General features: G+C 80.6%; 1 protein-coding gene. It reads right to left on the bottom strand.

What is annotated here, in order from left to right; translation table 11 throughout:
• Window positions 1-681, bottom strand: a 681-nt coding sequence (locus tag CRM73_RS19440) for a phosphotransferase (protein ID WP_229588830.1), incomplete at its 3' end; no start/stop codon positions are given.
• Between the last annotated feature and the right edge of the window lie 31 nt (window positions 682-712).

Genomic DNA, 712 nt, shown 5'->3' with positions numbered 1-712 from the left:
CACGGACGGCGGGGCGCCCGGCGCGGACGGCACGGGCTCCGGCGCGAGTGTGGGGGTCACCGGCGCCCGCTGCGCCTGATCCACCAGCCGCTGCGCGAGCTCGATCCGCCGGTCCGTGCGCTCCCGCCAGTCGGCGGCGGCCGAGCGGAAGGGCTCCATGCTCCGGGCGAGGACGTGGAACGCGGCCCAGGCCAGGATCTCGGACCATGGCGGCAGCGCCGCCCCGGACCCGTACCCGCGCAGCAGGGCGCCCGTCAGGGACAGCTCCTCGGCTGCGGCGGGGGGCTGTTCGGCGCCCGGGCCGAGGAGCTCCACGGCGAGGAAGCTGCCGAGGTCGTCGGCCGCCGTGCCGGTGCGGACCCGGTCGAGGTCGGCGAGCCGGAGCTCCGGCGCCCCCGGGCCCCCGTCGCCGCGCACGAGCACCTGGTCCGCGGAGAAGTCCCCGTGCAGCATCCGCACGGGGGCCCCGGTGCGGTCCGCCAGGGCCTCGGCCACGACCCGGCCGGTCCGGGCGCAGCGGACGCCCGACCGCCGGTCGAGGGCGGACAGGTCGGCGGCCAGCGAGCGCAGCTTCCGGCCCGCGTCCAGGGGGGCGCCGACCCGTGCGGGGCCGAGGAGCGCCGGTCCGCGCTCGTGCAGCTGCGCCAGTGCCGTGCCCGCGGCGGCGGCGGCCTGGAGCACGGGCCCTCCGGGTCCGGTGCCGGGGCCTGGG

The organism is Kocuria sp. CCUG 69068, assembly GCF_020833785.1.
In the GTDB taxonomy this organism is placed as follows: Bacteria; Actinomycetota; Actinomycetes; order Actinomycetales; family Micrococcaceae; genus Kocuria; species Kocuria rosea.
The sequence above is the reverse complement of the archived record's forward strand: the minus strand, read 5'-3'. Positions and strand labels throughout refer to the sequence as shown.